This window comes from Stutzerimonas azotifigens DSM 17556 (assembly GCF_000425625.1).
In the GTDB taxonomy this organism is placed as follows: domain Bacteria; phylum Pseudomonadota; class Gammaproteobacteria; order Pseudomonadales; family Pseudomonadaceae; genus Stutzerimonas; species Stutzerimonas azotifigens.
In genome coordinates this window covers 296,998-320,898 of sequence record NZ_KE384407.1, presented here as the reverse complement: position 1 = coordinate 320,898, position 23,901 = coordinate 296,998, and the positions used below count along the sequence as shown (strand labels likewise).

General features: G+C 66.7%; 20 protein-coding genes. All 20 read left to right on the top strand.

The genetic code is table 11. From position 1 onward, the window contains the following. Positions 1–21: 21 nt before the first annotated feature. The 20 genes from tsf to eno all read left to right on the top strand — a co-directional run bounded on the left by tsf (position 22) and on the right by eno (position 23,837). Entirely contained in the window at positions 22–891 is an 870-nt protein-coding gene (gene tsf / locus H610_RS0110075; RefSeq protein ID WP_028239547.1) for a translation elongation factor Ts, read from the top strand. Between the two features lie 153 nt (positions 892–1,044). After that, a complete protein-coding gene (pyrH, locus tag H610_RS0110070) occupies positions 1,045–1,788 on the top strand; it encodes a UMP kinase (RefSeq protein WP_028239546.1) in 744 nt (247 codons plus the stop codon). Continuing rightward, a complete protein-coding gene (gene frr, locus H610_RS0110065; RefSeq protein WP_028239545.1) occupies positions 1,785–2,342 on the top strand; it encodes a ribosome recycling factor in 558 nt (185 codons plus the stop codon). The genes pyrH and frr overlap by 4 nt, the downstream gene beginning before the upstream one ends. 189 nt (positions 2,343–2,531) lie before the next feature. Beyond that, positions 2,532–3,293 carry a polyprenyl diphosphate synthase gene (gene uppS / locus H610_RS0110060; RefSeq protein WP_028239544.1) on the top strand — a complete coding sequence of 254 codons (762 nt, stop codon included), beginning with the start codon at positions 2,532–2,534 and terminating at the stop codon, positions 3,291–3,293. Continuing rightward, positions 3,287–4,099 (top strand): phosphatidate cytidylyltransferase, encoded by an 813-nt coding sequence (locus tag H610_RS0110055; protein ID WP_028239543.1) that lies wholly within the window; start codon positions 3,287–3,289, stop codon positions 4,097–4,099. The genes uppS and H610_RS0110055 overlap by 7 nt, the downstream gene beginning before the upstream one ends. Beyond that, positions 4,099–5,289 (top strand): 1-deoxy-D-xylulose-5-phosphate reductoisomerase, encoded by a 1,191-nt coding sequence (gene ispC / locus H610_RS0110050; protein WP_028239542.1) that lies wholly within the window; start codon positions 4,099–4,101, stop codon positions 5,287–5,289. Before H610_RS0110055 ends, ispC begins: the two co-directional genes overlap by 1 nt. Positions 5,290–5,302: 13 nt before the next feature. Then, positions 5,303–6,655, top strand: a complete 1,353-nt coding sequence (gene rseP, locus H610_RS0110045) for an RIP metalloprotease RseP (RefSeq protein ID WP_028239541.1) — start codon at positions 5,303–5,305, stop codon at positions 6,653–6,655. 55 nt (positions 6,656–6,710) lie between these two features. Beyond that, a complete protein-coding gene (gene bamA, locus H610_RS0110040) occupies positions 6,711–9,062 on the top strand; it encodes an outer membrane protein assembly factor BamA (protein WP_028239540.1) in 2,352 nt (783 codons plus the stop codon). A gap of 48 nt (positions 9,063–9,110) precedes the next feature. Next, positions 9,111–9,614 (top strand): OmpH family outer membrane protein, encoded by a 504-nt coding sequence (locus tag H610_RS0110035; protein ID WP_028239539.1) that lies wholly within the window; start codon positions 9,111–9,113, stop codon positions 9,612–9,614. Position 9,615: 1 nt separating this feature from the next. Next, entirely contained in the window at positions 9,616–10,677 is a 1,062-nt protein-coding gene (gene lpxD, locus H610_RS0110030) for a UDP-3-O-(3-hydroxymyristoyl)glucosamine N-acyltransferase (RefSeq protein ID WP_028239538.1), read from the top strand. Between the two features lie 95 nt (positions 10,678–10,772). Next, positions 10,773–11,213 carry a 3-hydroxyacyl-ACP dehydratase FabZ gene (gene fabZ / locus H610_RS0110025; RefSeq protein ID WP_028239537.1) on the top strand — a complete coding sequence of 147 codons (441 nt, stop codon included), beginning with the start codon at positions 10,773–10,775 and terminating at the stop codon, positions 11,211–11,213. Next, on the top strand, positions 11,210–11,986 hold the full coding sequence (lpxA, locus tag H610_RS0110020) for an acyl-ACP--UDP-N-acetylglucosamine O-acyltransferase (protein ID WP_028239536.1): 777 nt from the start codon (positions 11,210–11,212) through the stop codon (positions 11,984–11,986). The genes fabZ and lpxA overlap by 4 nt, the downstream gene beginning before the upstream one ends. Further along, positions 11,970–13,121 carry a lipid-A-disaccharide synthase gene (gene lpxB / locus H610_RS0110015; protein WP_043238184.1) on the top strand — a complete coding sequence of 384 codons (1,152 nt, stop codon included), beginning with the start codon at positions 11,970–11,972 and terminating at the stop codon, positions 13,119–13,121. Before lpxA ends, lpxB begins: the two co-directional genes overlap by 17 nt. Further along, complete coding sequence (rnhB, locus tag H610_RS0110010; protein ID WP_028239534.1) at positions 13,121–13,759, top strand: ribonuclease HII; 639 nt, start codon at positions 13,121–13,123, stop codon at positions 13,757–13,759. Before lpxB ends, rnhB begins: the two co-directional genes overlap by 1 nt. Before the next feature lie 113 nt (positions 13,760–13,872). After that, entirely contained in the window at positions 13,873–17,403 is a 3,531-nt protein-coding gene (gene dnaE / locus H610_RS0110005) for a DNA polymerase III subunit alpha (RefSeq protein WP_028239533.1), read from the top strand. A gap of 126 nt (positions 17,404–17,529) precedes the next feature. Then, positions 17,530–18,480, top strand: coding sequence for an acetyl-CoA carboxylase carboxyltransferase subunit alpha (locus H610_RS0110000; protein ID WP_028239532.1), 951 nt, complete (start codon positions 17,530–17,532; stop codon positions 18,478–18,480). Between the two features lie 93 nt (positions 18,481–18,573). After that, the gene (tilS, locus tag H610_RS0109995) at positions 18,574–19,884 is read left to right on the top strand and encodes a tRNA lysidine(34) synthetase TilS (RefSeq protein ID WP_028239531.1); all 1,311 of its coding nucleotides are present in this window, start codon (positions 18,574–18,576) and stop codon (positions 19,882–19,884) included. A gap of 150 nt (positions 19,885–20,034) precedes the next feature. After that, positions 20,035–21,666, top strand: a complete 1,632-nt coding sequence (locus tag H610_RS0109990; protein ID WP_028239530.1) for a CTP synthase — start codon at positions 20,035–20,037, stop codon at positions 21,664–21,666. Next, a complete protein-coding gene (gene kdsA / locus H610_RS0109985; protein WP_028239529.1) occupies positions 21,663–22,508 on the top strand; it encodes a 3-deoxy-8-phosphooctulonate synthase in 846 nt (281 codons plus the stop codon). Before H610_RS0109990 ends, kdsA begins: the two co-directional genes overlap by 4 nt. A 39-nt stretch (positions 22,509–22,547) precedes the next feature. Further along, positions 22,548–23,837, top strand: coding sequence for a phosphopyruvate hydratase (gene eno, locus H610_RS0109980; RefSeq protein ID WP_028239528.1), 1,290 nt, complete (start codon positions 22,548–22,550; stop codon positions 23,835–23,837). Positions 23,838–23,901: the final 64 nt, after the last annotated feature.

Genomic DNA, 23,901 nt, shown 5'->3' with positions numbered 1-23,901 from the left:
GAAATCGAGAGGATTGCGAACATGGCAGAGATTACTGCGGCCCTGGTCAAAGAACTGCGCGAGCGTACCGGCCTGGGCATGATGGATTGCAAGAAGGCCCTCACCGCCGCCAACGGCGACATCGAGAAGGCGATCGACGACATGCGCGCCGCCGGTGCCATCAAAGCCGCCAAGAAGGCCGGCAACATCGCCGCCGAAGGCGCGATCGCCGTGAAGGTCGCCGATGACAACAAGGCTGCCGTCATCATCGAGGTCAACTCGCAGACCGACTTCCTGGCCCTGCAGGACGACTTCAAGAACTTCGTGGCCGACAGCCTCGACAAGGCCTTCTCGCAGAACCTGACCGACGCCGCTCCGCTGGTCGAGCAGCAGGAAGACGCGCGCCTGGCCCTGGTCTCCAAGACCGGCGAGAACGTCAACATCCGCCGCCTGACCCGTGTCGAAGGCGACGTGGTGGGCGCCTACCTGCATGGCCATCGCATCGGCGTGCTGGTCGTCCTCAAGGGCGGCAACCCGGAGCTGGCCAAGGACATCGCCATGCACGTGGCCGCCAGCAACCCGCAGTTCCTCGACCCGTCGCAGGTTTCCCCGGAAGCCATCGCCAAGGAAAAGGAAATCTTCCTGGCGCTGAACGCCGAGAAGATCGCCGGCAAGCCGGAGAACATCGTCGAGAACATGGTCAAGGGCCGCATCAATAAGTTCCTGGCCGAGGCCAGCCTGGTCGAGCAGCCGTTCGTCAAGGACCCGGAAGTCACCGTCGGCGGCCTGGCCAAGAAGGCCGGTGCCGAGATCGTTTCCTTCGTTCGTTACGAAGTGGGCGAGGGCATCGAGAAGGCCGAGGTGGACTTCGCTGCCGAAGTGGCCGCCCAGGTCGCCGCCACCAAGCAGTAAGGCTCGTGCTGTAACGAAAGAGGCTGCCCGCTCACGCGTGCGGCCTCTTTTTTCGAGAGAAGCCTGTTTTTCCGTCGCCGTTCCGGCACCAACAGGCCCGTGCGCGGTCGAAGCGCAGATATTTTTTTCCGATGCCGCAGGAGAGATTGCCAGATGGCCCAGCAGGTGAGTGGACGTAAACCTCGCTACAAAAGGATTCTTCTGAAGTTGAGCGGCGAGGCCCTGATGGGCTCGGAAGACTTCGGGATCGACCCCAAGGTGCTCGACCGCATGGCGCTGGAAGTCGGCCAGCTGGTCGGCATCGGCGTACAGGTCGGCCTGGTGATCGGAGGCGGCAACCTGTTCCGCGGCGCCGCCCTGTCGGCGGCCGGCATGGATCGGGTGACCGGTGACCACATGGGTATGCTGGCCACGGTCATGAACGCCCTGGCCATGCGCGACGCGCTGGAGCGCTCGAACATCCCGGCGCTGGTCATGTCGGCGATTTCCATGGTCGGCGTGACCGATCATTATGACCGCCGCAAGGCCATGCGCCACCTCAATACCGGTGAGGTGGTGATTTTCTCGGCCGGCACCGGCAACCCCTTCTTCACCACCGATTCGGCGGCCTGCCTGCGTGCGATCGAGATCCACGCCGACGTGGTGCTCAAGGCGACCAAGGTCGACGGCGTGTACACCGCAGATCCGTTCAAGGATCCGAATGCCGAAAAATTCGAGCGTCTGACGTACGATAACGTGCTCGACCGCAAGCTGGGCGTGATGGACCTGACCGCGATCTGCCTGTGCCGCGACCACAACATGCCCCTGCGTGTCTTCAACATGAACAAATCCGGTGCCCTGCTCAACATCGTGCTCGGTGGCGCCGAAGGAACCCTGATCGAGGAGTCGAACGAATGATCAACGAGATCAAGCAAGACGCGCAGGAGCGCATGAAGAAGACCCTGGAGGCGCTGGATCACGCGTTCGCCAAGATTCGTACGGGTCGTGCGCATCCGAGCATCCTCGACGGCGTGATGGTTTCCTACTACGGGGCCGACACCCCTCTGCGGCAGCTGGCCAACGTGGTGGCCGAGGACTCCCGCACCCTGGCCCTGACCGTGTTCGACAAGAGCATGATCCAGGCGGTGGAGAAGGCGATCATGACCTCAGACCTGGGCCTGAACCCGGCGACCGCCGGCACCACCATCCGCGTGCCGATGCCGGCGCTGACCGAGGAAACCCGCAAGGGCTACACCCGCCAGGCCCGCGCCGAGGCGGAGAACGCCCGCGTGGCGATCCGCAACATCCGTCGCGATGCGCTGGCGCAGCTGAAGGACTTGGTCAAGGAAAAGGAAATCAGCGAAGACGATGAGCGTCGCGGCCAGGACGAGGTCCAAAAGATCACCGACAAGTTCGTCGCCGAGATCGACAAGGCGCTGGAGAACAAGGAAGCCGACCTGATGGCCGTCTGAGGCCGGTCGCCTTTGCCGGACAGCCCTTGTGTGTCAGGCTGCCGGCTGGTCGGAAGGCAGGGACGCGGCGGTCGGCCGGTCCCTGGTATCCGGGCGAGAGTGCCGCTGGAGTGCTCCGTTTGTGCGGGATGTCACCCTTGAGGTGTCCGCCCATCGTTTGAAGCGCTGACAGGCGCAAGTAGAGAGTTCATGGATAAGGTCAGGCAGATTGCCGGACGGAGTATTCCCCGTCATGTTGCCATCATCATGGATGGCAACAATCGTTGGGCCAGGCGCCGGCTGTTGCCCGGCGTGGCAGGGCACAAGGCGGGCGTCGATGCGGTTCGCGCCGTCATCGAGGTCTGCGCGGAGGAGGGGGTGGAAGTCCTGACCCTCTTCGCCTTTTCGAGCGAGAACTGGCAGCGGCCGGCCGACGAGGTCGGTGCCCTGATGGAGCTGTTCCTGTCCGCCCTGCGGCGCGAAACGCGTCGGCTGAAGGAGAACGGGATCAGCCTGCGGATCATCGGCGATCGCTCGCGCTTTCATCCGGACCTGCAGGCCGCCATGGCCGAAGCCGAGGCCTTCACCAGCGGCGGGCGGCGTTTCGTCCTGCAGGTGGCGGCCAACTACGGCGGCCAGTGGGACATCGTCCAGGCCGCGCAGCGCCTGGCTCGTGAAGCGGGAAGCGGGCGGATGAACCCCGACGAGATCACCCCCGCGCTGTTCCAGAGCTACCTGGCGACCGGCGATCTGCCGCCGCCGGACCTGTGCATCCGCACCGGCGGCGAGCGGCGGATCAGCAACTTCCTGCTGTGGCAGATGGCCTACGCCGAGCTGTATTTCTCCGACCTGTTCTGGCCCGATTTCAAGCACGATGCCATGCGCCAGGCGCTCTCCGATTTCTCCACGCGTCAGCGCCGATTCGGCAAGACCAGCGAGCAGGTCGCCCAGGAGGCTCAGGCCGAATGCTGAAACAGCGCATCATCACCGCGGCAGTGTTGCTGCCGATCGCAGTGATCGGCTTCTTCCTTCTCAAGGGCGTGGCCTTCGCCCTGTTCTTCGGACTGGTGGTATGCCTCGGCGCCTGGGAGTGGGCGCGGCTGGCCGGCTTCGAAAGCCCGTCGGTGCGCGTGGGCTACGCCGTGGCGATCGGGCTCGCGCTGGCCCTGCTGGCGGCGCTACCGGCGCTCGCCAGCGTGGTGCTGGCGGCCGGCGTGGTCTGGTGGGCGGCGGCGACCTGCCTGGTGCTGACCTATCCGAACAGCAGTCGCTACTGGGGCGGCCCGGTGGGCAGCCTGGCGCTCGGCGCGCTGGTGCTGCTGCCGGCCTGGCAGGCGCTGGTCCTGCTCAAGCAGTGGCCGCAGGGCAACTGGTTGATCCTCTCGGTGATGATGCTGGTCTGGATCGCCGACATCGGCGCCTATTTCGCCGGCCGTCGCTTCGGCCGCCGCAAGCTGGCGCCGATGGTCAGCCCCGGCAAGAGCTGGGAAGGCCTGGTCGGCGGCCTGGCCGCCAGCCTGGTGGTCACCCTGGTGGTCGGCCTGTCCCGCGGCTGGGCGGTGGCCGAGCTGGCCCAGGCCCTTGTCATCGCGCTGCTCACCGTGCTGATTTCCGTGGTTGGCGACCTGACCGAGAGCATGTTCAAGCGCAAGGCGGGCATCAAGGACAGCAGCCAGCTGCTGCCTGGCCACGGCGGGATACTCGACCGCATCGACAGCCTCACCGCGGCGATTCCGGTCTTCGCCGTGCTGCTCTGGCTTGCCGGATGGGCCGTCTGATGGAGGCGCCGTTACAGGTCACCGTGCTCGGTGCCACCGGTTCGATCGGCCTGAGCACGCTGGACGTCGTCGCACGCCATCCCGATCGCTACCGGGTGTTCGCCCTGACCGGCCATTCACGATTGGAGGAACTGCGGGCGCTCTGCCTGATCCATCGTCCCCGCTACGCCGTGGTGGCCGAGCCCGAGGCGGCCGGCCTGCTGCAGGAGCAGCTTGCGGGTGCCGGCGTCGAGACCCGCGTGCTGGCCGGGGAGGGCGGGCTCTGCGAGGTCGCCGCGCACCCGGACGCGGACGTGGTAATGGCGGCCATCGTGGGCGCGGCGGGGCTGCGTCCGACCCTGTCGGCAGTGCAGGCGGGCAAGCGCGTGCTGCTGGCGAACAAGGAAGCTCTGGTCATGTCCGGCGCGCTGTTCATGCAGGCGCTGCGCGACAGTTCGGCGACGCTGTTGCCGATCGACAGCGAGCACAACGCGATTTTCCAGTGCCTGCCCGCCGACTATGCGCGAGGGCTGGCGAGCGTCGGGGTGCGGCGGATCCTGCTCACTGCGTCGGGCGGGCCCTTCCGCCAGACGCCGACCGAGCAGCTGCACCAGGTCACGCCCGAACAGGCCTGCGCCCACCCGAACTGGTCGATGGGGCGCAAGATCTCCGTCGACTCGGCGAGCATGATGAACAAGGGGCTCGAGCTGATCGAGGCCTGCTGGCTGTTCGATGCGCATCCCGACCAGGTCGAGGTGGTCATCCATCCGCAGAGCGTGATCCACTCGATGGTCGACTACCAGGACGGCTCGGTCCTGGCCCAGCTCGGCAATCCGGACATGCGCACGCCGATCGCGCATGCGCTGGCCTGGCCGGCGCGCATCGACTCCGGCGTATCGCCGCTGGACCTGCTGCACATCGGCCAGCTGCAGTTCCAGGCTCCGGACGACGAGCGTTTCCCCTGTCTGCGCCTGGCGCGGCAGGCGGCGCTCGCCGGCGGTGTGGCGCCGGCGCTGCTCAACGCGGCCAACGAGGTGGCGGTCGACGCCTTCCTCGATCGGCATATCCGTTTCACCGAGATCGCGACTATCATCGCCGACGTGCTCGGCGCGGACCCCGGCGGTCCCGCCGCCTCCCTGGAGGACGTGCTGGCGGCCGATGCGCGGGCGCGTGCACTGGCTCGGACTTGGCTGTCGCGCCACGGGCGCTGACCGGAGGATAGAGATGGGCCCCTTCTACATGATTCTCGGCACGCTGGTCGCGCTGGGTGTGCTCGTCACCTTTCATGAATTCGGCCATTTCTGGGTCGCGCGCCGCTGCGGCGTGAAGGTGCTGCGTTTCTCGGTCGGCTTCGGCACGCCGCTGGTGCGCTGGTACGACCGCCACGGCACCGAGTTCGCCATCGCGGCGATCCCCCTGGGCGGCTACGTCAAGATGCTCGACGAGCGGGAGGGACCGGTGGACCCGGCCGAGCTCGACCGGGCCTTCAATCGCAAGACCGTCGGCCAACGGGTGGCCATCGTCTCCGCCGGGCCGCTGGCCAACTTCCTGCTGGCATTGCTGTTCTTCTGGCTGCTGGCCATGCTCGGCAGCGAGCAGGTCAAGCCGGTGATCGGCGCGGTCGAGCCGGGCAGCCTGGCGGCCAGCGCCGGGCTGGGTGTGGGGCAGGAGATCGTCAGCATCGACGGCGAGCAGACGCCGAGCTGGTCGGCCGTCAACCTGCAGCTGGTCAGGCGGCTGGGCGAGAGCGGCTCGCTCACGATCACCACCCGGGCATCCGAAGGCTCCGTCGAGAACCGGCACCAGGTGGCGCTCGCCCAGTGGCTGCGCGGCGAGGACGAGCCCGATCCGATCGGATCGCTCGGGCTGCGCCCCTGGCGTCCGGCAGTGCCGGCGGTGGTCGCGCAGCTGGAGCCGGACGGGCCGGCGGCCCGGGCCGGCCTCGCGGTCGGCGATCGGCTGGTCGCTCTGGACGGCACGCCGCTGGCCGACTGGCAGGCGGTCGTGGATCGCATCCAGAAGCTCCCCGGCGAGCGGGTGGAGCTCGAGGTCGAGCGTGACGGCATGCGCCGCACGCTGGCGGTCGAACTCGCCGCGCGGGGAGACGGCGAGTCGCGGCGCGGCTATCTGGGCGCTGGGGTTGCCGGTGTCGAGTGGCCCGAGGACATGCTGCGCAATGTCCGCTACGGCCCGCTCGAAGCCGCCGTCGAAGGGGTCACCCGGACCTGGACGATGAGCCTGCTGACCCTCGATTCGCTGAAGAAAATGCTGCTCGGCGAGCTCTCGGTAAAAAACTTGAGCGGCCCCATAACCATTGCTAAAGTGGCCGGCGCTTCTGCCCAGTCCGGTCTGGGGGATTTCTTGAATTTCCTCGCCTATCTGAGCATTAGTCTGGGGGTGCTCAATCTCTTGCCAATTCCGGTCCTCGATGGGGGGCACCTGCTCTTCTACATGATCGAGTGGGTCCGAGGGCGTCCGTTATCGGAGCGGGTTCAGGGCTGGGGGGTTCAGATCGGCATCAGCCTGGTCCTGGGTGTCATGCTGCTTGCGCTGGTGAACGACCTGGGCCGCCTCTGATCCCATCTGCCGCCGTGCTCTGCCGGCTCGTACAGTCTGTATAAGAAAGGACTTCATGAAACGTCTGCTGCTACCTGCGGTGATGTCCGCATTGATTGTCACCGAAGTTCACGCTGAGTCCTTCACCATCTCCGACATCCGGGTAAACGGTCTGCAACGGGTCTCCGCGGGCAGCGTGTTCGGGGCGCTTCCGCTCAACGTCGGCGATTCGGTCGATGACCGGCGCCTGGTCGAGGCCACCCGCGCGCTCTTCAAGACGGGTTTTTTCCAGGACATCCAGCTCGGTCGCGAGGGCAACGTGCTGGTCGTCACCGTGGTCGAACGACCGTCGATCTCCAACATCGAGATCGAAGGGAACAAGGCCATCAAGACCGAGGACCTGCTCAGCGGCCTGCAGCAGTCCGGCCTGGCCGAGGGCGAGATCTTCCAGCGCGCGACCCTCGAGGGCGTGCGCAACGAGCTGCTGCGCCAGTACGTCGCCCAGGGGCGCTACTCGGCCGGTATCGAGACCGAGGTGATCCCGCAGCCGCGTAACCGGGTGGCGCTGAAGATCACCATCAACGAAGGTTCGGTCGCGGCGATCAAGCACATCAACGTGGTCGGCAATACGGTTTTCCCCGACGAAGACCTGGTCGACCTGTTCGAGCTGAAGACCACCAACTGGCTGTCGTTCTTCCGCAACGACGACAAGTACGCCCGCGAGAAGCTGTCCGGCGACCTCGAGCGCCTGCGCTCGTACTACCTCGACCGCGGCTACATCAACATGGACATCACCTCGACGCAGGTGTCCATCACGCCCGACAAGAAGGACGTCTACGTCACCGTCAACATCGACGAGGGCGAGCGCTACACCGTCAGCGACGTCAAGCTCAGCGGCGAGCTCAAGGTGCCCCAGGAGGAACTCGAGTCGCTGATGCTGGTGAAGAAAGGGCAGGTGTTCTCGCGCAAGGTGATGACCACCACCTCCGAGCTGATCACCCGTCGGCTGGGCAACGAGGGCTACACCTTCGCCAACGTCAACGGCATTCCGCAGACGAACGACGAGGACCACACGGTCTCGCTCACCTTCGTGGTCGACCCCGGCCGGCGCGCCTACGTCAACCGCATCAACTTCCGCGGCAACACCAAGACCGAGGACGAGGTGCTGCGCCGCGAGATGCGCCAGATGGAAGGCGGCTGGGCCTCGACCTACCTGATCGACCAGTCGAAGACGCGCCTCGAGCGCCTGGGCTTCTTCAAGGAAGTCAACGTCGAGACGCCCCAGGTGCCCGGCACCGACGACCAGGTCGACGTCAACTACACGGTCGAGGAGCAGCCCTCCGGCTCGATCACCGCGAGCATCGGTTTCGCACAGAACGCTGGCCTCATCCTCGGCGGCTCGATCAGCCAGAACAACTTCCTCGGCACCGGCAACCGCGTCAGCATCGGCCTGACCCGCAGCGAGTACCAGACCCGCTATAACTTCGGCTTCGTCGATCCCTACTGGACCGAGGACGGCGTCAGCCTGGGCTACAACGCCTTCTACCGCACCACCGACTACGACGAGCTGGACTACGACATTTCCAGCTACGCGGTCGACAGCATGGGCGCCGGGGTCAACATCGGCTACCCGATCAGCGAGACCTCGCGGCTGTCCTTCGGCCTGTCCGTGCAGCAGGACACCATCGACACCGGCCGCTACACGGTCGATGAAATCTTCAATTTCATCGAGCAGGAGGGCGACAGTTACCTGAACTTCAAGGCCTCGGTGGGCTGGTCCGAATCAACCCTCAACCGCGGCGTGCTGGCGACCCGGGGGCACTCGCAGAGCGTCGTGCTGGAGACCACGGTGCCGGGCAGCGACCTGTCGTTCTACAAGCTGGACTACAACGGCCAGCTGTTCATCCCCCTGAGCCGCGACTACACCCTACGCATGCACACGCAGCTCGGCTACGGCGACGCCTATGGCTCGACCTCGCGCTTGCCGTTCTACGAGCATTACTATGCCGGCGGCTTCAATTCGGTGCGTGGCTTCGAGGACAGCAGCCTCGGCCCGCGCAGTACGCCCAGTACCGGCCACAACCCCGGCACGGAAAGGGACCCGGACCAGGATCCGCTACCCTTCGGCGGCAACGTCCTCATCCAGGGCGGCCTCGAGCTGCTGTTCCCGATGCCCTTCGTCAAGGACCAGCGCTCGCTGCGTACCTCTATATTCTGGGACGTGGGCAATGTGTTCGATAGCAACTGCCCGTCCGGCGCGCAGAATTGCAGCGACATCGACTTCGGCGACATGGCCAGCTCGATCGGCGTCGGGGTGACCTGGATCACCGCCCTCGGACCGCTGAGCTTCAGCCTGGGCATGCCGGTGGTCAAGCCGGACAATTCCGATCCGCAGGTGTTCCAGTTCTCCCTCGGACAGACCTTCTAACCAGGCGGGCCAGGCGCCCGCCCGATCCCTTTCAGGAGTGGTGTAACCGTGCGTAAATTGACTCAGATGTTCCTCGTCGCCAGCCTGCTGGTGGCGACCCCTGCCTTTGCCGACATGAAAGTCGCGGTGATGAACTACCAGATGGCGCTGCTCGAATCCGACGCCGCCAAGCGCTACGCGGTCGATGCCGAGAAGAAGTTCGGCCCCCAGCTCGACAAGCTCAAGGGCCTGGAAAGCGACGCCAAGCGCATCCAGGATCGCCTGGTGAAGGACGGCGACAAGATGCAGCAGGCCGAGCGCGAGCGCCTCGAGCTGGAATTCAAGCAGAAGGCCCGCGACTTCCAGTTCCAGTCTAAGGAACTGAACGAAGCCAAGGCCGCCGCCGACCGCGACATGCTCAAGCAGCTCAAGCCCAAGCTCGACCAGGCGGTGGAAGAGGTGATCAAGAAGGGCGACTACGACCTGGTGCTCGAACGCGGTGCGGTGGTGGACGTCAAACCCCAGTTCGACATCACGCGCCAGGTCATCGAGCGCATGAACCAGATGCGCTGACATGCCGGCCGACACAGTCTTCACGCTCGGCGAACTGGCCGGGCGGCTCGGCGCGACCCTGCGTGGCGAGGCCGGCACGCTCGTGACCGGCCTCGCCACGCTGCAGGAGGCCGGCCCCGATCAGCTGAGCTTCCTGGCCAACGCCCAGTACCGCAAGTTCCTGGCGAGCACGCAGGCCGGCGGGGTGCTGCTGACGGTGGCCGAGGCCGAGCACTACGCCGGTACGGCCCTGCTGGTGGACGATCCCTACCTCGCCTACGCGAGGGCCTCGCACCTGTTCGAGACCCGTCCCCCGGCAGCGGCGGGCATCCATCCGACCGCCGTGGTCGCCGAAAGCGCCACGGTCGACGCCTCCGCCAGCGTCGGCCCCGGCGTGGTGATCGAAGCGGACGCGCAGATCGGCCCCGGCGTGGTGCTCGGTGCCCACTGCTTCATCGGTGCGCGCAGCCGCATCGGCGCGAACGGACGGCTGGCCCCGCGCGTGACGCTCTACCACGACGTGATCATCGGCGAGCGGGTGGTCATCCAGTCCGGCGCCGTGCTCGGCGGGGAAGGGTTCGGGTTCGCCAACCAGAAGGGCGTCTGGCAGAAGATCGCCCAGATCGGCGGCGTGCGGGTCGGCGACGACGTCGAGATCGGCGCCAACACCACCATCGACCGCGGCGCGCTTTCGGACACCGTGATCGGCAACGGCGTGAAGCTGGACAACCAGATCCAGATCGCGCACAACGTCCAGATCGGCGATCACACCGCCATGGCCGCCTGTGTCGGCATTTCCGGCAGCACGCGCATCGGTCGCCATTGCATGATCGCCGGAGGGGTGGGCATGGTCGGGCACATCGAGATCTGCGACCGCGTGTTCGTGACCGGCATGACCATGGTCACCCGGTCGATCACCGAGCCGGGTACCTATTCCTCCGGCACCGCGATGCAGACCGCGTCGGACTGGAAGCGCAGCGCCGCGCGCATCCGTAACCTCGACGACATGGCGCGTCGTCTGCAACAACTGGAAAAACGCCTGGCCGCCGTGACCCCGCCGGCGGATGCTGCTTCTGATGCCTGAATGCCTTGCACGCTGCTCTGTCGTCGCGCTCCTGCCTTCCCTGCATGCGACGATCGCCCGGCCGGCCCCCTTATTCTGAACAGGCCCACCTGAACATGATGGATATCAACGAGATTCGCGAATACCTGCCCCACCGTTACCCCTTTCTGCTGGTCGACCGGGTGGTGGAGCTGAACACGGAAGCCAAGCACATTCGCGCCTACAAGAACGTGACCATCAACGAGCCGTTCTTCAATGGTCACTTTCCCCAGCATCCGATCATGCCGGGCGTGCTGATCATCGAGGCCATGGCCCAGGCGGCCGGCATCCTCGGGTTCAAGATGCTCGACGTGAAGCCGGCCGACGGTACGCTCTATTATTTCGTCGGCTCGGACAAGCTGCGTTTCCGCCAGCCGGTCCTGCCCGGCGACCAGTTGATCCTCGAAGCCAGGTTCCTTAGCGTCAAGCGTGGTATCTGGAAATTCGAATGTCAGGCCAGCGTCGATGAGAAGCCGGTCTGCTCGGCCGAAATCATCTGTGCGGAACGCAAGCTATGACACTGATCGACCCGCGTGCCATCGTCGACCCCGCCGCCAGGCTGGCGGACGGTGTCCGGGTTGGCCCCTGGTCGATCATCGGGCCCGACGTCGAGATCGGTGAAGGCACCGAGATCGCCCCCCACGTCGTGATCAAGGGTCCGACCCGGATCGGGCGGCACAACCGCATCTACCAGTTTTCCTCGCTCGGCGAGGACACCCCGGACCGCAAGTACAAGGGCGAGCCCACGCGCCTGGTGATCGGCGATCACAACGTCATCCGCGAGGGCGTCACCATTCACCGCGGCACCATCCAAGACCGTTCCGAGACCACCATCGGCGATCACAACCTGATCATGGCCTATGCCCACATCGGCCACGACAGCGTCATCGCCAATCATTGCATCCTGGTCAACAACACGGCGCTGGCCGGCCACGTGCACGTCGGCGACTGGGCGATCCTCTCCGGCTACACGCTGGTCCACCAGTTCTGCCATATCGGCGCCCACGCCTTTTCCGGCATGGGCACGGCGATCGGCAAGGACGTGCCCGCCTTCGTCACAGTGTTCGGCAACCCCGCCGAGGCGCGCAGCATGAACTTCGAGGGCATGAAGCGCCGCGGCTTCAGCCAGGACGTCATGCAGGCACTGCGCCGTGCCTACAAGGTGGTGTACCGCCAGGGGCTGACCGTCGAGGCGGCGCTGGCCGAACTCGAGGAAGCGGCCAGCGCTTTCCCCGAAGTGGCCGTGTTCCGCGATTCCATCCAGGCGTCTACCCGTGGCATCACCCGCTGACCCGACCGCGCCGCTGCGGATCGCGCTGGTAGCGGGAGAGGCTTCGGGGGACATCCTCGGCGCCGGCCTGATGCGCGCGTTGAAGGCGCGCCATCCCGCGGTCGAGTTCATCGGCGTCGGCGGTCCGCGCATGGAAGCCGAAGGCCTGCGCTCCTACTTTCCACTCGAGCGGCTCGCGGTGATGGGGCTGGTCGAGGTGCTCGGCCGTCTGCCCGAACTGCTCGCCCGGCGCCGCCGGTTGGCGCGGACCCTGATCGCGGCGCGCCCGGACGTCTTCATCGGTATCGACGCGCCCGATTTCAACATCGGCCTCGAACACCGGCTGCGCCAGGCCGGGATCAGCACCGTGCACTACGTCAGCCCGTCGGTATGGGCCTGGCGGCAGAACCGCGTGCTGAAGATCCGCCAGGCCTGCGACCTGATGCTCGCGCTCTTTCCGTTCGAGGCGCAGTTCTATGACCGGCATGGCGTCAACGTGCGCTTCGTCGGCCACCCGCTGGCCGACGACATTCCGCTCGAGGCTGATCGCCAGGCGGCGCGCGAACGCCTCGACCTGCCGCAGGACGAGTCGATCGTCGCCCTGCTGCCGGGCAGCCGTGGCGGCGAGGTGGCGCGCCTGGGCGGATTGTTCCTGGACGCTGCCGAACGCCTTCGGGCACTGCGCCCGGGCATCCGCTTCGTGCTGCCGTGCGCCAGCCCGGAGAGGCGCGTGCAACTCGAGCAGATGGTCGCCGGACGCGACCTGCCGCTGACCCTGCTCGACGGCCGCTCGCACGAGGCGCTGGCCGCCTGCGACGCGGTGCTCATCGCCTCCGGCACGGCGACGCTGGAGGCGCTGCTGTACAAGCGGCCGATGGTGGTGGCCTACAGCGTGGCGCCGATGACCTACCGCATTCTCAAGCGGCTGGTGAAGTCACCCTGGATCTCGCTGCCCAACCTGCTCGCCGAGCGCCTGCTGGTGCCGGAGCTGCTGCAGGACGCGGCGACCCCCGAGGCCATGGCGCAGCTGCTGTCGCCGCTGCTCGACGGCGGTGAGGTACAGACCGAGGGCTTCGACCTGATCCACCGCGCGTTGCGCCGCGATGCCTCCAGCCAGGCCGCGGCGGCGGTGCTCGAACTGGCGGGGCGCGGCTGATGCAGATGGGCCTGGATTTCAGCCTGGTCGAGGAGCTGGTCGCCGGCGTCGACGAGGTCGGCCGCGGGCCGCTGTGCGGCCCGGTGGTGACGGCGGCGGTGATCCTCGATCCGACGCGGCCGATCGAGGGGCTGAACGACTCGAAGAAGCTCACCGAGGCGCGCCGCGAAGCCTTGTACGAGGAGATCTGCGAGAAGGCGCTGGCCTGGTGCCTGGGCCGCGCGGAGGTCGAGGAGATCGACCGGCTGAATATCCTGCATGCGACCATGCTGGCCATGCAGCGGGCGGTCGAGGGGCTGAACGTGACGCCGCGCCTGGCGCTGATCGACGGCAATCGCTGCCCGCAACTGAAGGTGCCCAGCGCGCCGGTGGTGCAGGGCGATGCGCTGGTGCCGGCGATCGCCGCCGCCTCGATCCTGGCCAAGGTCAGCCGCGACCGCGAGATGCACGCGCTGGACCTGTGCTACCCGGGCTACGGGTTCGCCGCACACAAGGGCTACGCCACGGCCGTGCATCTCGAGGCGCTGCAGCGCCTCGGGCCGACGCCCATCCATCGCCGCTCCTTCGCGCCGGTGCGCGACTGCCTGGCGCTGGTGGTGGAGGAGGTCGTGGCCGACGCGGCCGCGCCGCTGCTCTAGCTCGCCTGTCGACCGCGGTCGCCGTCGTCCCGCTTGCGGATCGATCGCCGGCCCGCCCGCCCTCATTGGGGTACAATCGCGCCCCTGTCGCAAACCCTGCTCAAGGTCCGTTCATGTCCGCTCGCTTCGTCCATCTGCGCCTGCACACCGAGTATTCCCTGGTCGACGGGCTGGTCCGCGTCAAGCCGCTGATCAAGGCGGTCGCAGGGGCCGGCATGCCCGCCGTGGCGGTCACCGACCAGAGCAACATGTGCTCGCTGGTGAAGTTCTACAAGACGGCCATGGGCGCCGGCGTGAAGCCGATCAGCGGCGCCGACATCTGGCTCGCCAGCCGCGAGGAAGACGGTCCGCTCAGCCGCCTGACCCTGCTGGCGATGAACGCCAGGGGCTATCGCAACCTGACCGAACTGGTCTCGCGCGGCTGGACCGAGGGCCAGCGCAACGAGATGGTGATCATCGAGCGCGACTGGGTGAAGGAGGCCGCCGAGGGCCTGATCGCGCTGTCCGGCGCCAAGGAAGGGGAGATCGGCCTGGCGCTGCTCAACGAGGACCCGGCGCTCGCCGAGGTGCTGCTCGACGAGTGGACCCAGGTGTTCCCGGGCCGCTTCTACCTGGAGGTGCAGCGCACCAGCCGGGTCAACGACGAGGAATACCTGCACGCCGCCGTGGCGCTGGCCGAGCGCTGCGGGACGCCGCTGGTGGCGACCAACGACGTGCGCTTCCTCAGGCAGGAGGACTTCGAGGCCCACGAGACGCGCGTCTGCATCGGCGAGGGGCGCACGCTGGACGACCCGCGGCGGCCGCGCAACTACTCCGACCAGCAGTACCTCAAGACGCCGGAAGAGATGTGGGAGCTGTTCTCCGACCTGCCCGAGGCGCTGGAGAACACCGTCGAGATCGCCAGGCGCTGCAACATCGAGGTGCAGCTGGGCAAGTACTTCCTGCCCGACTTCCCCACACCCAACGGCATGGGCATCGACGACTACCTGCGCTACGCCTCCTACCAGGGCCTGGAGGAGCGTCTGGCGGTGCTGTTGCCGAAGGACACCCCGGACTACGAGGCAAAGCGGCAGGTCTACGTCGACCGCCTGGAATTCGAGCTCGGCACCATCATCCAGATGGGCTTCCCCGGCTACTTCCTGATCGTTGCCGACTTCATCCAGTGGGCGAAGAACAACGGCGTGCCGGTGGGGCCAGGGCGCGGCTCGGGTGCCGGCTCGCTGGTGGCCTACGTGCTGAAGATCACCGACCTCGACCCGCTGGCCTACGACCTGCTGTTCGAGCGCTTCCTCAACCCCGAGCGGATCTCCATGCCCGACTTCGACGTCGACTTCTGCATGGACGGCCGCGACCGGGTGATCGACTACGTGGCCGAGAAGTACGGCCGCAACGCGGTGAGCCAGATCATCACCTTCGGCTCGATGGCGGCCAAGGCCGTGGTGCGCGACGTGGCGCGGGTGCAGGGTAAGTCCTACGGCCTGGCCGACCGGCTGTCGAAGATGATCCCTTTCGAAGTCGGCATGACCCTCGAGAAGGCCTACGAGATGGAGGAGCCGCTGCGCGAGTTCCTCAAGAACGACGAGGAGGCCCAGGAAATCTGGGACATGTCGCTCAAGCTCGAGGGCATCACCCGCGGTACCGGCAAGCACGCCGGCGGCGTGGTGATCGCGCCGACCAAGCTCACCGACTTCTCGCCGATCGCCTGCGACGAGGAGGGTGGCGGCCTGGTGACCCAGTTCGACAAGGACGACGTCGAGCAGGCCGGCCTGGTGAAGTTCGACTTCCTCGGCCTGCGCACCCTGACCATCATCAAGTGGGCGATGGAGACCATCCACCGCATCCAGAAGCGCGATGGCGCCTCGGACGAGGAACTGGTCAACATCGACTTCATCCCGCTGGATGACAAGAAGACCTACGACATGCTGCAGAAGGCCGAGACCACGGCGGTCTTCCAGCTCGAATCGCGCGGCATGAAGGAGCTGATCAAGAAGCTCAAGCCGGACTGCCTGGAAGACATGATCGCGCTGGTGGCGCTGTTCCGCCCCGGCCCGCTGCAGTCGGGCATGGTGGACGACTTCATCAACCGCAAGCACGGTCGCGCGGAAGTCTCCTACCCGCACCCGGACTACCAGTACGCCGGCCTGGAGCCGGTGCTCAAGCCCACCTACGGCATCATCCTGTACCAGGAGCAGGTGATGCAGATCGCCCAGGTGATGGCCGGCTACACCCTCGGCGGCGCCGACATGCTGCGCCGTGCCATGGGCAAGAAGAAGCCCGAGGAGATGGCCAAGCAGCGCGGCGGTTTCATCGAGGGCTGCAACAACAACGGCATCGATGCCGACCTGGCGGGCAACATCTTCGACCTGGTGGAAAAATTCGCCGGCTACGGCTTCAACAAGTCGCACTCGGCCGCCTACGGCCTGGTCTCGTATCAGACCGCCTGGCTCAAGGCGCACCATCCGGCGCCCTTCATGGCCGCGGTGCTGTCGGCGGACATGCACAACACCGACAAGGTGGTCACGCTGATCGAGGAATGCCGCAACATGAAGTTGCGCATCGTCGCGCCGGACGTGAACAACTCGGAATTCAAGTTCACCGTCGACAACGACAACCGCATCGTCTACGGCCTCGGCGCGATCAAGGGCGTCGGCGAGGGCCCGGTCGAGGCGATCGTCGAATGCCGCAACGAAAGCGGGCCCTTCGAGGACCTGTTCGACTTCTGCGCGCGGGTCGACCTCAAGCGCATCAACAAGCGCACGCTCGAGGCGCTGATCCGCGGCGGCGCGCTCGACCGGCTCGGCCCCTACTTCTCCGACGATCCCAAGACCTACCAGGCGAACATCGACCGCAACCGCGCGGTGCTGCTGGCGGCGATGGAGGAGGCGATCCAGGCCGCCGAACAGACCGCGCGCAGCCTCGACAGCGGTCACATGGACCTGTTCGGCGGCCTGTTCGCCGAGCCGGAGGCCGATGTCTACGCCAACCACCGCAAGGCCAAGGAGCTGTCGCTCAAGGAACGCCTGCGCGGCGAGAAGGAAACCCTCGGCCTGTACCTTACCGGCCACCCGATCGACGAGTACGAAGGCGAGGTACGCCGTTTCGCCCGCCAGCGCATCGTCGACCTGCGCCCGGCGCGCGAGAGCCAGACCATCGCCGGACTGATCGTCAATCTACGGGTGATGAAGAACAAGCGCGGCGACAAGATGGGCTTCATCACCCTCGACGACCGCTCCGGACGCATCGAAGCCTCGCTGTTCGCCGACGCCTTCGCCAGCGCCCAGGCGCTGCTGCAGACCGACGCGCTGGTGGTGGTCGAGGGCGAGGTGAGCAACGACGACTTCTCCGGCGGCCTGCGCCTGCGCGCCAAACGGGTGATGAGCCTGGAGGAGGCGCGCACCGGGCTGGCCGAGAGCCTGCGCGTGCGGGTCGCGCGCGAGGCGCTGAAGGGCGATCGGCTGCGCTGGCTCGCCGAGGTCTGCGGCCGGCATCGCGGGGCCTGCCCGATCACCATGGAATACACCGGCGCCGATGCGCGCGCCTTGCTGCAATTCGGCGAAGGCTGGCGCATCGACCCGGCGGACAACTTGATTCAGGCGCTGCGTGACCAGTTCGGACGCGACAACGTCTTCCTGCAATACCGATAGCCTCGCCATCGGGGCGGGTGCTGGACAATTTTCGTTCGACCACAAGCCGCTCGTCCCGTAAGGTAGGGCGCAAAAAAATACGGACCAGTCGTCGGCCCCGAACGGGCGGACGCATGACGGATGCCTATGAACCCGAATTTTCTCGACTTCGAACAGCCGATCGCCGACCTGCAAGCCAAGATCGAAGAGCTGCGCCTGGTGGGCAACGACAACGCCCTGAACATCGGCGAAGAGATCGCCCGCCTGCAGGACAAGAGCGAGTCGCTCACCGAAAGCATCTTCAGCAACCTGAGCAGCTGGCAGATCGCGCAACTGGCCCGCCATCCGCGTCGTCCTTACACGCTCGACTACGTCGGCCTGCTGTTCAGCGAATTCGAGGAACTGCACGGCGACCGCCATTTCTCCGACGACCACGCGATCGTCGGCGGCGTGGCCCGCTTCGAGGGCGAGCCGGTCATGGTGATCGGTCACCAGAAGGGCCGCGACGTGCGCGAGAAGGTCCGGCGCAACTTCGGCATGCCGCGTCCGGAAGGCTACCGCAAGGCCTGCCGGCTGATGGAAATGGCCGAGCGCTTCAAGCTGCCGATCCTCACCTTCATCGACACGCCCGGCGCCTACCCGGGCATCGACGCCGAGGAGCGCAACCAAAGCGAGGCGATCGCCTGGAACCTGCGCGTGATGGCGCGGCTGAAGACGCCGATCATCGCCACCGTCGTGGGCGAGGGCGGCTCCGGCGGCGCGCTGGCCATCGGCGTCTGCGACCGGCTGAACATGCTGCAGTATTCGACCTACTCGGTGATCTCCCCGGAAGGCTGCGCGTCGATCCTCTGGAAGACCGCGGAGAAGGCGCCGGATGCCGCCGAGGCCATGGGCATCACCGCCGAGCGGCTGAAGGGCCTGGGCATCGTCGACAAGGTCATTTCCGAGCCGCTGGGCGGCGCCCACCGCAACCCGGCGGTGATGGCCGAAGCCATGCGCGAGACCTTCCGCCTGCAGCTCGACGAGCTGCGCGGCCGCGACACCGAGACGCTGCTGGCCGAGCGCTACGAGCGCCTGATGAGCTACGGCGTCGCCTGATGGCGCATGCGGGGCGGCGTTGCGCCGCCCCGCACTCGTCGCCGAAGTTGCGCATCGCCTTGCCGGTGCGCCACCTGCATCGGGGGCCGGGCCATGTCCGATCCGCTGTCTTCCCGCCTGTTCTCCGTCCTCCGCCCCTGGCTCGATGCGCCGGCCTTCCGCCTCGCGCTCTCCGGCGGGCTCGATTCCACCGTGCTTCTCCATCTGCTCGCCGAGCTGAGGCGCACGCAGGCATTGCCGGCGCTCACGGCGGTGCACGTGCATCACGGCCTGCAGCCTGGCGCAGACGCCTGGGCCGAGCACTGCCGGCGGCTGTGCGAGCGGCTGTCGGTGCCGCTGGAAGTGGCCCGGGTCCGGGTCGCACCCGGGCCGAGTGTCGAAGCGCAGGCGCGCGCCGCCCGTTATGCGGCGCTGGCCAAGGGCATGCAGCCCGGCGAGGTGCTGCTGACCGCCCAGCACCGCGACGACCAGGCCGAGACCGTGCTGTTTCGGCTGCTGCGCGGGGCCGGGGTGCGGGGACTGGCGGGCATGCCGGCGCAGCGTGCTTTCGCCAATGGCACCCTGCTGCGTCCGCTGCTCGGCTTCACCCGCGCCGAGCTGGAAACCCATGCGCGTGCGCAGGCGCTGGAATGGGTGGAGGACCCGAGCAACGCCGACTGCGCCCTGGCGCGCAATCATCTGCGCCGGGTCGTGATGCCGGCCCTGCAGGCGCATTGGCCGCAGGCTTCGACGAACATCGCGCGGGCGGCGCGGCACCTGGCGGAAGCGGGCGGACTGCTCGACGAACTGGCGCGCGCCGACCTGCTGGCCGCGCAGGGCGAGGCGCCGCTGCCCTGGCTGCCGGTGCCGAGCCTGGCGCTCGAACCGCTGCGCTCCCTGTCGCCGGCGCGCCAGCGCAATGCGCTGCGGCACTGGCTGGCGGCCTTCACGCGGCTGCCCGACAGCGTCCACTGGGCCGGCTGGGACAGCCTGCGCGACGCGGCCCCCGACGCCAGTCCGCGCTGGAAACTGTTCGGCGCCGAGCTGCAGCGCTCGCGCGACCGTATCTGGCTGGTCGCCGACGCCTGGCTGGAGACACCTTTGCCGGTGCGCTGGGCGGTGCCGTCGATGGCCCTCGAGCTGCCCGGCAACGGTCGCCTGGAAGCCTTGCCGTCGTTCGGCGACGACGGTCTCGAGGTGCGCTACCGAAAGGGCGGCGAGCGCCTGCACGTTCCCGGGCGGGGCCGGCGCGACCTCAAGCGTCTGCTCAACGAACAGGGCTGGCCGCCGTTCCTGCGCAGCCGGGTGCCGCTGGTCTACCGGGGCGAGACGCTGCTGGCGGTGGCCAACCTGGCGCCGGCGGGGGCGGATGGGCCGCTGCTGCGCTGGGCGCCGCCGGCCGGCCACGCAAGTTTGAGCTGGTAGGGCCTTTCCAGTAGACTACGCTCCCGTCTTATCCAAGCTTCTGCGTGGCTCCACGAGCCCCGCAGGGTTTCGCCATGCCGCCCTCCGCGCGCTGGCACCTTCGCTTTCCCCAGCGGCGCCGGCCGCTTAACGCAGACTTCTAGGGTTCTTATGACGCGCTACATCTTCGTCACGGGCGGTGTTGTTTCTTCATTGGGGAAAGGCATCGCCTCGGCATCCTTGGCGGCCATCCTGGAGGCGCGGGGCCTGAAGGTCACGATGCTCAAGCTGGATCCCTACATCAACGTCGATCCGGGCACCATGAGCCCGTTCCAGCACGGCGAGGTGTTCGTCACCCACGACGGCGCCGAGACCGATCTCGACCTGGGTCACTACGAGCGGTTCATCCGCACCACCATGACCCAGAACAACAACTTCACCACCGGCCGGGTCTACGAGGACGTGCTGCGCCGCGAGCGCCGCGGCGACTACCTCGGCGCGACCATCCAGGTCATTCCGCACATCACCGACGAGATCAAGCGCCGCATCATCAAGGGCGCCGGTGACGCCGACGTCGCGCTGGTGGAAATCGGCGGCACGGTCGGTGACATCGAGTCGCAGCCGTTCCTCGAGGCGATCCGCCAGCTGCGCGTCGAAGTCGGTGCCAAGCGCGCCATGCTGATGCACCTGACGCTGGTGCCCTACATCGCCACCGCCGGCGAGACCAAGACCAAGCCGACCCAGCATTCGGTGAAGGAGCTGCGCTCCATCGGTCTGCAGCCCGACGTGCTGGTGTGCCGCTCCGATCATCCGATCGACATGTCCTCGCGTCGCAAGATCGCCCTGTTCACCAACGTCGAGGAGCGGGCGGTCATCGCCCTCGAGGACGTCGACACCATCTACAAGATTCCCGGCGTGCTGCACGCGCAGGGGCTGGACGACTACGTCGTCGAGCGTTTCGGCCTCGAGTGCGGCAGTGCCGACCTCTCCGAATGGGACCGCGTGGTCGATGCCAAGCTGAACCCGGAGAAGGAAGTCACCATCGCCATGGTCGGCAAATACATGGAACTTCTCGACGCGTACAAATCTCTGATCGAGGCAATGAGCCACGCCGGTATCCAGAGCCGTACGAAAGTGAATCTCCGTTACATCGACTCCGAAGACATCGAGACCCAGGGCACCGGGCTGCTCGAGGGCATCGACGCCATCCTGGTTCCGGGCGGCTTCGGTCTGCGCGGCGTCGAGGGCAAGATCGCGACCGTCAAGTACGCCCGTGAGAACAGGATTCCCTATCTCGGTATCTGCCTCGGCATGCAGGTAGCGGTCATCGAGTATGCCCGTGACGTGCTGGGATGGAGCGATGCCAACTCGACCGAATTCGACCGCGAGAGCGGCCATCCAGTGGTCGGCCTGATCACCGAGTGGGCCGATGCCACCGGCAACCTCGAGACCCGCAGCGAAAGCTCCGACCTGGGCGGGACCATGCGCCTGGGCGCGCAGGAGTGCCAACTGGAGCCCGGCTCGCACGTGTACGACTGCTACGGCAAGGATCGCATCGTCGAGCGTCACCGCCACCGCTACGAGGTGAACAACAACCTGCTGCCGAAGCTGCAGGAAGCCGGCCTGAAGGTCACCGGCCGCTCCGGCGACGGCGCGCTGGTCGAAGTGGTCGAGGCGCCGGACCATCCTTGGTTCGTGGCCTGCCAGTTCCATCCGGAGTTCACCTCCACGCCGCGTGACGGCCATCCGCTGTTCAGCGGCTTCGTCAACGCCGCACTGGCGTACAAGGGGAGCAAGGCATGAGCACCCGGACCATCCGCGTCGGGGCCATCGAGGTCGCCAACGACAAGCCCTTCGTGCTGTTCGGCGGCATGAACGTGCTCGAGTCGCGCGACCTGGCCATGCAGATCTGCGAGGCCTACGTCGAGGTCACCGGCAAGCTCGGCATCCCCTACGTATTCAAGGCCAGCTTCGACAAGGCCAACCGTTCCTCGATCAACTCCTTCCGCGGCCCGGGCCTGGACGAGGGGCTGAAGATCTTCGAAGAGGTCAAGAAGACCTTCGGCGTGCCGGTCATCACCGACGTGCACGAGCCCTACCAGGCGCAGCCGGTCGCCGAGGTCTGCGACGTCATCCAGCTGCCGGCCTTCCTCTCGCGCCAGACCGACCTGGTGGTGGCGATGGCCAGGACCGGCGCGGTCATCAACATCAAGAAGGCCCAGTTCCTCGCCCCGCAGGAAATGAAGCACATCCTCGCCAAGTGCGAAGAGGCGGGCAACGACCAGCTGATCCTCTGCGAGCGCGGCTCCTCGTTCGGCTACAACAACCTGGTGGTGGACATGCTCGGCTTCGGCATCATGAAGCAGTTCCAGTACCCGGTGATCTTCGACGTCACCCATGCCCTGCAGATGCCCGGCGGGCGCGCCGATTCGGCCGGCGGCCGACGCGCGCAGGTGACCGACCTGGCCAAGGCCGGCTTGAGCCAGGGGCTCGCCGGCCTGTTCCTCGAGGCGCATCCGGACCCCGAGCAGGCGAAGTGCGACGGGCCCTGCGCACTGCGGCTGAACAAGCTGGAGCCGTTCCTGACGCAGCTCAAGCAGCTGGACGACCTGATCAAGAGTTTTTCGCCAATCGAAACCGCTTGAAGCTTCCTGCTTGAAGCTATTTATGGAGTGTTGATAACAATGGCAAAAATCGTCGACATCAAGGGACGTGAAGTTCTCGACTCGCGCGGCAACCCGACCGTGGAAGCGGACGTGATCCTCGACAACGGCATCGTCGGCAGCGCCTGTGCCCCGTCGGGAGCTTCCACCGGTTCCCGCGAGGCGCTGGAACTGCGCGATGGCGACAAGAGCCGTTATCTCGGCAAGGGCGTTCTCAAGGCGGTTGGCAACGTCAACGGCCCGATCCGCGACCTGCTGCTGGGCAAGGACCCGGCCGACCAGAAGGCCCTGGACCGCGCGATGATCGAACTCGACGGTACCGAGAACAAGGCCAAGCTGGGCGCCAACGCCATCCTCGCCGTCTCCCTGGCAGCCGCCAAGGCCGCCGCCCAGGACGCCGACCTGCCGCTGTACGCGCACATCGCCAACCTCAACGGCACGCCCGGCCAGTACTGCATGCCGGTGCCGATGATGAACATCATCAACGGCGGTGAGCACGCCGACAACAACGTCGACATCCAGGAATTCATGATCCAGCCGGTCGGCGCCAAGACCTTCGCCGATGCGCTGCGCATGGGCGCGGAAATCTTCCATCACCTCAAGGCCGTGCTCAAGGCGCGCGGGCTGAACACCGCGGTGGGCGACGAGGGCGGCTTCGCGCCGAACCTGGCCTCCAACGAGGAGGCGCTGGGCGCCATCGCCGAGGCGGTGGAGAAGGCCGGCTACACGCTGGGCACCGACATCACCCTGGCGCTCGACTGCGCCTCCAGCGAGTTCTACAAGGATGGCAAGTACGATCTCGAGGGCGAGGGCAAGGTGTTCGACGCCGCCGGTTTCGCCGACTACCTGGCCGGCCTGACCCAGCGCTACCCGATCATCTCCATCGAAGACGGCATGGACGAGTCCGACTGGAGCGGCTGGAAGGGCCTGACCGACAAGATCGGCGCCAAGGTCCAGCTGGTCGGCGACGACCTGTTCGTCACCAACACCAAGATCCTCGAGGAAGGCATCGAGAAGGGCATCGCCAACTCGATCCTGATCAAATTCAACCAGATCGGTTCGCTGACCGAGACCCTGGAAGCCATCCAGATGGCCAAGGCGGCCGGCTACACCGCGGTCATCTCGCACCGTTCGGGCGAGACCGAGGACGCCACCATCGCCGACCTGGCGGTGGGCACCGCCGCCGGCCAGATCAAGACCGGCTCGCTGTGCCGTTCCGACCGGGTGTCCAAGTACAACCAGCTGCTGCGTATCGAAGAGCAGCTCGGCGGAAAGGCCCCGTACCGCGGCCGCGCCGAGTTCCGCGGCTGATGGCAGCGTGATAAAAGGGCGGCGCATGCCGCCCTTTTTTGATGAATCAGGTTTTTTCATGTCC